Annotated in this window: 8 protein-coding genes; all 8 read right to left on the bottom strand. The window is 74.7% G+C overall.

Annotated elements, in window-relative coordinates; translation table 11 throughout:
• A partial coding sequence (locus OGL89_RS16545) for a dihydroxy-acid dehydratase (protein ID WP_263121274.1) occupies positions 1-930 on the bottom strand: 930 nt, incomplete at its 3' end.
• The gene (locus OGL89_RS16540; protein WP_263121273.1) at positions 927-1,739 is read right to left on the bottom strand and encodes an SDR family oxidoreductase; all 813 of its coding nucleotides are present in this window, start codon (positions 1,737-1,739) and stop codon (positions 927-929) included. The genes OGL89_RS16540 and OGL89_RS16545, both read right to left, overlap by 4 nt.
• Positions 1,736-3,154 (bottom strand): hypothetical protein, encoded by a 1,419-nt coding sequence (locus OGL89_RS16535; protein WP_263121272.1) that lies wholly within the window; start codon positions 3,152-3,154, stop codon positions 1,736-1,738. The genes OGL89_RS16540 and OGL89_RS16535 overlap by 4 nt, the downstream gene beginning before the upstream one ends.
• Positions 3,151-3,882, bottom strand: coding sequence for an aldolase/citrate lyase family protein (locus OGL89_RS16530; protein WP_263121271.1), 732 nt, complete (start codon positions 3,880-3,882; stop codon positions 3,151-3,153). The genes OGL89_RS16535 and OGL89_RS16530 overlap by 4 nt, the downstream gene beginning before the upstream one ends.
• Positions 3,879-4,925: a hydroxyacid dehydrogenase gene (locus tag OGL89_RS16525; protein ID WP_263121270.1), complete on the bottom strand. Its 1,047-nt coding sequence runs from the start codon at positions 4,923-4,925 to the stop codon at positions 3,879-3,881. Before OGL89_RS16525 ends, OGL89_RS16530 begins: the two co-directional genes overlap by 4 nt.
• Positions 4,922-5,992: a dihydrodipicolinate synthase family protein gene (locus tag OGL89_RS16520; protein ID WP_263121269.1), complete on the bottom strand. Its 1,071-nt coding sequence runs from the start codon at positions 5,990-5,992 to the stop codon at positions 4,922-4,924. Before OGL89_RS16520 ends, OGL89_RS16525 begins: the two co-directional genes overlap by 4 nt.
• On the bottom strand, positions 5,992-7,011 hold the full coding sequence (locus OGL89_RS16515; protein WP_263121268.1) for an epimerase: 1,020 nt from the start codon (positions 7,009-7,011) through the stop codon (positions 5,992-5,994). Before OGL89_RS16515 ends, OGL89_RS16520 begins: the two co-directional genes overlap by 1 nt.
• A gap of 23 nt (positions 7,012-7,034) precedes the next feature.
• On the bottom strand, positions 7,035-7,823 hold a 789-nt coding region (locus OGL89_RS16510; RefSeq protein WP_263121267.1), incomplete at its 5' end, for a carbohydrate ABC transporter permease.

Raw genomic sequence — 7,823 nt, 5'->3', positions numbered from 1 at the left:
CAGACCGCTGCCGCAGGGTTCGACGTCGGCCAGCAGCGGGACGTCCCGCCAGAGGGTGTCCATCCGGGCCAGGCCGGCGTCCAGGCCGAGCCGTCCGGCGATCGCGGCCAGGTGGATCACGGCGTTGGTCGACCCGCCGACCGCGGCCAGCACCCGCACGGCGGTGTCCAGGGCGGTCTGGGTGATCCGGGTCGACGGCCGGTCGTCGGACCGCACCATGGCGACCAGCCGGGCGCCGGTGTCCCGGGCGGCCTGCTCGATGGCCGGGCCGACCGCGTCGAGCAGGGCGGTGCCGGGCAGGGCCATGCCGAGCGCCTCGGTCAGCATCGCCAGGGTGGAGGCGGTGCCCATCACGTTGCACGCACCCGGACCCGCGCAGGCCAGGCAGCGTTCCAGGTCGCGCCAGCCGGAGTCGTCCAGCGTCCCGGCCCGGCGGTCGTCCAGTGCGCGCCACAGGTCGGTGCCCGCGCCGAGCGGCCGGCCGCGGAACTCCGGCGCGGACCGGGCGCCGCCGAGCAGCAGCAGGGCGGGCACGTCCGCGGAGGCGGCGGCCATCAGGGCGGCGGGGACCGTCTTGTCGCAGTTCGCCAGGTGGACCACACCGTCCAGCGGGTAGGCCCGGACGGTCTCCTCCAGCTCCATCGCGACCAGATTGCGGTAGAGCATGGCCGAGGGCTTCATCAGGTCCTCGCCCAGCGACATCACCGGGAACCGGACCGGGATGCCACCGGCCGCGCGCACCCCGTCGGCGACGTGGGCGGCGAGGGCGGTGAAGCCGGCGTTGCACGGGTTCAGGTCGCTGGCGGTGTCCGCGATGCCGATCACCGGCTTGCCCAGGTCCTCCGGTCCGAGCCGCAGGGCGACCCGGTGCAGCACGGCGACCTCGTCGGTGCCGGAGAACCACGCGGCGGAGCGCAGCGGGCGGGTCATCCGGCCACCCCCGCCCGGCGGGCCCCGGGGTCGTCCGGGTCGTCGGCCAGCGCCGCCAGCCACCCGCCGTCGATCGCGACCGTCTGCCCCGACACGTAGGACGCGTCGGCGGACAGCAGGAAGGACACCACGGCGGCGACCTCCTCCGGCTCGCCGATCCGGCGGGCGGGCGACCGGTCGGCCAGGAAGCGCTCGGCGCCGGCCGGGTCGGGAGCGCGCCGGAAGGAGTCGTCCAGCGCGGGCGAGCGCACCGCCCCAGGAGCCACCGCATTGGCCCGGATCCCGTGCGCGGCGTAGGTCACCGCCACCGAGCGGGTCAGGGCCTCGACCGCCGCCTTGGTCATCTCGTACACGGTGTGCTCCGGGTAGGCCCGGGAGCCGTGCACCGAGGACATGTTCACGATCGCGCCGGGGGTCCCGGCCGCGAGGAAGGCACCGACCGCGGCCTCGCAGCCCCACAGCGATCCCATCTGATTGCCGCGGACCATGGCCCAGGTGTCCGGCTCGGACAGGTCGGTCAGGCCGTTGCGGACCGTGATCCCGGCGCAGTTCACCCAGCCGCCGAGCGGGGCGAGGCCGGTGGCGGCATCGAGCAGCCGGGAATGCAGCTCGCGGTCGGCGACGTCCCCCGCGACCTCGGCGGCCCGGGCGCCGGTGGCGCGCAGTCCGTCGGCGACGGCGGTGGTCCGCTCGGGGTCACGACCGGTGACGACCACGGCCCAGCCGTCGGCGGCCAGCCGGCCGGCGATGGCGCGTCCGATGCCGGAGGACGAGCCGGTGACGACGACGGAGCGTTCACGGTCGGTCATGCGGTCTCCTCACGGGCCGGGGCGAGGCCGGCGATCAGGTGGTCGGCGGCCTCGATCAGCAGCTCCAGGCCGCCCGGGGCGAGCAGCGTCTGCCAGACCTGGTACCGGTCCCGTTCGTACGACGGCGCGTCCGGCAGATACACGAACCCGGGGCCGTTGGTCAGGTTGAGCACCAGCACGGCACGCTCGGGATGGCGGCGGCGCAGCTCGGTCTGCAGTGCGGAGAAGGCCTCGCCGGGGTGCGCGACGATCACCGCGTCGCCCAGCCGCCAGACCCACAGCGGGTGCCGTGCGGTGGCGCCGTCCAGGTAGCCGTCGGCGAGCCGGGTGGCCCGGCGCAGGCGCTCGGCGGCGGCGACCGGGTCGATGCCGGACCAGCGTTCGGCGACCTCGGCCGGGGAGAGCGGGGGCCGGGCGGGCAGCGGGACGACGCTCGCGGTGCAGTCGACGTCGGCGGGCACCTCGGTCGCCTCGCGCCGCCAGAGGCCGAGCGGGGCACCGGACTCCACCACCCCGTCGAACCGCAGCCGGGTGCCGGGCTCCCCCATCCGTTCCAGCAGGGCGACAGCGGCGTGGCCGAGCACCCGGCCGTTGCGGTCGGCCTGCTCGGTGCCCGGACCGTACTGCTCGCGGGGCGACAGTTCGCCGGAGGCTCCCTGCAGGAACAGGGCCGGGGCGCCGGTGACCGACTCCACGACCTCGCGGGTCGCACCGACCAGGTCCGGGGACACCAGGCTGTTGTGGTGCGCCAGCGTGGTCGGGTGGCAGGCGTAGTTGACCAGGGTGGCGACGGTCGCCCCGTCGACGGCGATCCGGCCGACGAGCAGGGTGTCGTCCGCGGGCGCGCTGGGGTCGAAGGCCACCACGTCCCGGTCGCCGCACGGCAGGTTCCTCGTCACGGCGAGGTCGCAGCGGCCCTGCGCCCAGGTGAGCACGGCGGGCGCGGCGGTCTCCCGGGCGGACCGGCACGCGACGATCGCCGCGGAGGTCAACCGGTCCTGGTACTCCGGCAGCAGGTCGGCGCCGGGCAGGTCCAGGCCCAGGTCGCTGATCGACGGACCGGCATGGGTGTGCACCAGGTGCAGCAGCAGGTCGTCCGGGTCGGCGGACACCGCGGCCAGGATCGGATCGCGCAGCCGGTGGAAGGACGCGGTGTCCCGCCACCAGCCGAGGTCCAGCGTGAGCAGGTACCGCCACCGATCGGCGGTCCGGTCGTGGAAGGCCAGGGCGGTGGCGGTCAGCGGCCGGTGCACGCCGGTGGCGAGCTCGGTGCGGGCGGCACCCCAGTTGTGCGCCCGGACGCCGACCGGCGGGGTGATGTCGGTGCGGGCCACCCCGGCGGTCACCGCGGACTCGCGCGGGGTCCAGGTGGTGACGGCGGGCAGCACGTCGCGCAGGATCGGGGCCTCGGTCATCGGGCGCCCCCGGACGCCGACGCGAGCACCGCCGACGACGCGGTGCGCAGCAGGGTGCTGTCGGTCGCGACCGTCAGCATGCCGACCCCGCGCTCGCGCCAGTAGGACGCCATCTCCCCCGAGGAGCAGTGCAGCCCCATGGCGATCCCGGCGTCGTCGGTCGCGGCCAGCACGGTGTCCAGCGCCCGGTGCACGGCCGGCGAGGTGGCGTAGGTCTCCCGCCCCAGTCCGAGGGTCAGCGCCAGGTCGTTCGGTCCGACGTAGACCGCGGACACCCCCGGCACCGCGGCGATCTCCCGCACGGCGTCGAACCCGGCCGCGGTCTCGACCATCACGATCACCCGCCGGGCGGCGTCCGCCTGGTCCGGGCCGGGGGCGGAGCCGTCGACGTCGCCCCACATCGGACCCCAGGACCGGAAGCCCGACGGCGGGTAGGTGCAGGCGGCCACGGCGGCGGCGGCCTGGTCCGGGCTGTCGACCATCGGCACCACCACGCCGTCAGCCCCCAGGTCCAGCGCGCGCATCAGACCGTCCGGCCGGTGGTCGGCCACCCGCACCAGGACGGTCGCGGGGGTGTGCCGGAGCGCCTGCAGCACCGGGACCACGGTGCCGGGCCCGGTCAGTCCGTGCTGCAGGTCCACACACACGTAGTCGTAGCCCGCGCGGCCGAGGAGCTCGGCGGTCACCGGGTCGGGCAGGGTGCTCCACACCCCGAGGGCCTGCTTCATGCCATCCGCTCCAAGTCCTCGGGGGTCACTGCGTGCTCCAACGGCTCACCGCGGGCCGCCCGCTCCAGCTCGTCCAGCACGATCCGGCCCTGCCGCAGCCGGCCCTCGACCGTCCCGGCCGCGTGGTGCGGGGTGAGCAGGACGTTGGGCAGCGTGCGCAGCGGGTGGTCGGTGGGCAGCGGCTCGGCGTCGAACACGTCCAGCGCGGCGTCGACCCGGCCGGTGCGCAGCTCCGCGACCAGTGCGTCCTCGTCGACCAGCCAGGACCGCGCCGTGTTCACCAGTCCCGCCCCGTCCGGCATCAGTGCCAGCCGCCGGGCGTCGACCAGGTGGTGCGTCTCCGGCAGTGACGGGGCGTGCAGCACGACCACCCGGCTGCGACGGAACAGGTCGTCCAGGTCGACCGGCTCCACGCCGAGGTCGTCGGCGTCGGTCAGGTAGGGGTCCGCGACGAGCACCCGGGCGCCCAGGGCCGTCAGCAGCGCGATGAACGCCCGGCCGGTCCGGGAGGCGCCGACCACGCCGATCGTGCTGCCGGCCAGCTCGTGCCGGGGCGGGACGTCCTCCGCCCGCTCCCAGGGGACGCCCGCGGTCAGCGCGTGGTCGAACCGCGGGATCCGGTGCAGCAGGGCCAGGGTGAAGGCGAGTGCGACCTCCGCGACGGGACGGGCCATCCCCTGCCCGGCCTGGGTGATCCGGACGCCGCGGGCGTGCGCCTCCGCGGTGGCGAACGGGCGCACGGTGGCACCGGTGTGCGCGACCAGCTCCAGCGCGGGCAGCCGGTCGAGCAGCGCTGGGGTCAACGGCGGCTGACCCCAGGAGGTGACCAGCGCCCGGACGGCCGGCCAGTGCCGGGTCGTCCCCGTGCCGCCGGGCGGGAGCTCCCCCAGCACGCCCCCGCCGTCCAGCCACTCCACCGTTCCGCCCAGCGCCTCGGCGACCGCCCCCAGCCGCCGCGACGCCTCGGCGTCGAAGAACTCCCCCCGCAGCCGCTCGGGCACCGCCACCAGCAGCGACGCCCCCGCGTCGAGAGCGGCCGTCATCGCAGCCATCCGTCGAGGTGCTCCGCGACGAAGTCGTCGTCGGACAGCCAGGGGTGCAGCCGGAGCACGCGGTCGATCTCCGCGGACTGTCCGGGCGACAGGCCCTCCTCGGGGTCCAGGCACCAGGTGCCCGCGAGCAGTCCCTGGCGGCGCAGTACCTCGTGCACGCCGGCGATGCAGCCCGCGAAGCCGTGCGCCGGGTCGAAGAGCGCGGCGTTCGCGTCGGTGATCGCGGCGGCCCGGGACATCAGCTCCGCCAGCGCCTCCCGGTCCCCGCCCCGCGCGTCCCGCACCCGGCCCAGCAGCTCGACCGCGCGCCGGGTCCACACCGACCAGTGCCCGAGCAGTCCGCCGGAGACGTGCCGGGTCACCGGCGAGCCGTCCGGGCCCTCGAAGGTCAGGTCGGACAGCAGGTCGGTGACGATGGCGTCGTCGTTGCCGGTGTAGAGCGCGATGTCGGCCCCCCGGGCGGATCCGGCGACGGCACGCGCCACGTCCAGGGTGCGGTACCGGTCGAAGGGGGCGGCCTTGACCGCGATCACCGACTCCAGCTCCGCGAACCGGCGCCAGAACGACAGTCCGAGCCGGGGTCCGCGGATCGCGGCCTGCAGGTAGAAGCCGATCACCGGCAGCACCTCGCCGACCGCGGCGGCCCGGTCGATCATCGCGTCCTCGGTCGGGTCCGGGTCTCCGGGGGCCGGTCGCGGCGGGCTGAGCAGCACCGCGTGGTAGCCCAGCCCGGCGGCTACCTCGGCCTCCGCCACCGCCTGCGCGGTCGGGCCTGCCACCCCCGCGACCCGGAGGAACGGCCGGTCCACCTCCCGGTCGAGCACGTCGGCCGCGAGCGCCAGCACCGGCTGGTAGAGGTCGATCCCGGGCTCGCGGATCTCGAACTGGGTGGTGTGCACCCCGACCGCGACCCCGCCGGCACCGGACGCCGCGTAGTACCGGGTCAGCGCGCGCTGGTGGTGCTCGTCGAATCGGCGCTCGGCGGTGAGCGCCAGCGGGTGCGCGGGGATGACGGCGCCGTCGTGCAGCAGGCGGTGCAGCTCCGGGGACAGGGCCATCAGAACGCCCCGTCCCGGACCGCGAACTTGGTCGGCTTGCCGCTGGTCGGCAGTCCGGCCCGGAGCCAGTCCGCCTGCCAGTCGATCAGCTGACCGGCGGTGACGTCCGGGTAGCCGAACAGGTCGAAGCACCGGGTGGCGTCGTTCAGCAGCGCGGTCGGCGAGGGCTCCCCGACGAAGGTCGGCTCCACCCCCAGTCCGGCGGCCAGTCGACGGGCGACCCGCTCCACCGGCAGCACCTCAGGACCGGTGAGGTTGAGCGTGAATACCTCCGGCGTGGCGTGCGCCATCGCCCGGAGCGTGACCTCGTTGGCGTAGCCCTGCCAGACCACGTTGACGTGCCCCGTGGTCAGGTCGACCGGCTGACCGGCCAGCAGCGTCGAGCCGATGTCGGCCAGCACCCCGTACCGCAGGTCGACCGCGTAGTTCAGCCGGATCAGGCTGACCGGGGTGCCGCGGGTCAGCGCCCCGTGCGAGAACACCCGCTCGCGCCCGAGGCAGGACATCGCGTACTCGCCGACCGGGCCGACCGGGTGGCCCTCCGCCGCACCCTGGGAGGTCACCGGCACCAGCGGGTAGACGTTCCCGGTGGAGAACGCGGTGATCCGCGACCCGGCGTAGCGGCGGGCGATCCGGTCCGGCAGGGCGGCATTCACCGCCCAGGCCCAGGACGGCGCGGAGGCCGACCCGAACTTCGCGCCGACCATGAACAGCACGTCCGCGCCGTCCGGCAGATCGGCTTCGGTGTCGGCCAGCAGGTCGGCGGTGTGCACGGACACGCCCTGGTCACGCAGGTGGTCGGCCTGGGCAGCGTCGGACCAGCGGGAGACCGCGTGCACGGCGTCCCCGGTGCGGCCCGCGGCGTCCAGCGCCCGCCGGGCCAGCACGGTCAGGGTCGGTCCCATCTTGCCGCCGGCGCCCAGGATCACCAGGTCGCCGCTGCCCCGGGACAGGTCGGCGATCAACGCGGGCGAGGGGGTGGTGAGCCGGTCCTCCAGCTCGGACTGCGAGGTGAACATCGGATCCTTCCGCATCGGTGAGGTCAGCCCTTGATCCCGGTGTGCGCGACGCCCTCCTGGAAGGAGCGTTGCGCCACGGCGTAGGCGGCGAAGATCGGCACCAGGGCCACCACGGACCCGGCCAGCACCACGGACAGCGGCACCTGCTGCTGCCGCAGGGAGGCGATGCCGACGGTGAGCGTCCACATGTCCGCGCTCTTGCCGATGATCAGCGGCCACAGGAAGTCGTTCCAGTGCCAGAGGAAGACGAAGGTGCCCAGGGTCGCCAGCACCGGCTTGCACAGCGGCAGGACGATCTGCACGAAGGTGCGCCACTCCCCCGCACCGTCGATCTTGGCCGCCTCGAACAGCTCGTCCGGCAGCCCCTTGATGAACTGCCGCATCAGGAACACCGCCTGCGCGTTGGCCAGCGTCGGCAGGATCAGACCCCAGTAGGTGTTCACGCCGCCCATCCGGGCCAGCACGATGAAGGTCGGGATCAGCGTGACGTGGTACGGCACCATCACCATCGCCAGGAACGACCAGAACATCGCCTCGCGCCCGGGGAACCGCTTCTTGGCGAAGGCGTACCCGGCCATCGAGGCGAGCAGCAGCACCAGGACCACGGACACCACCGAGTAGATGACGGTGTTCAGGAACCAGCGCAACATGTCCCGGCCCGCCAGGACGTCCACGAACGACGCGGTGTCGAGGTTCCAGGGCATCAGCGAGCCCGGGAACTGCACCGCGGTCTCGGGCTTCAACGCGATGATCACCATCGCGTAGAACGGGAACAGCGTCACCACCGCACCCAGGCTGAGCAGGATCCCGCG

The organism is Cellulomonas sp. RIT-PI-Y (genome assembly GCF_025642745.1).
Classification (GTDB): Bacteria; Actinomycetota; Actinomycetes; order Actinomycetales; family Cellulomonadaceae; genus Cellulomonas.
This window is presented reverse-complemented; position numbering and strand designations above follow the sequence as displayed.

What these genes read in the sequence shown, in the direction of transcription:
- OGL89_RS16540 (WP_263121273.1), bottom strand. Translation starts at nt 1,739, where the DNA reads ATGACCGACCGTGAACGCTCCGTCGTCGTCACCGGCTCGTCCTCCGGC.
- OGL89_RS16535 (WP_263121272.1), bottom strand. Translation starts at nt 3,154, where the DNA reads ATGACCGAGGCCCCGATCCTGCGCGACGTGCTGCCCGCCGTCACCACC.
- OGL89_RS16530 (WP_263121271.1), bottom strand. Translation starts at nt 3,882, where the DNA reads ATGAAGCAGGCCCTCGGGGTGTGGAGCACCCTGCCCGACCCGGTGACC.
- OGL89_RS16525 (WP_263121270.1), bottom strand. Translation starts at nt 4,925, where the DNA reads ATGACGGCCGCTCTCGACGCGGGGGCGTCGCTGCTGGTGGCGGTGCCC.
- OGL89_RS16520 (WP_263121269.1), bottom strand. Translation starts at nt 5,992, where the DNA reads ATGGCCCTGTCCCCGGAGCTGCACCGCCTGCTGCACGACGGCGCCGTC.
- OGL89_RS16515 (WP_263121268.1), bottom strand. Translation starts at nt 7,011, where the DNA reads ATGTTCACCTCGCAGTCCGAGCTGGAGGACCGGCTCACCACCCCCTCG.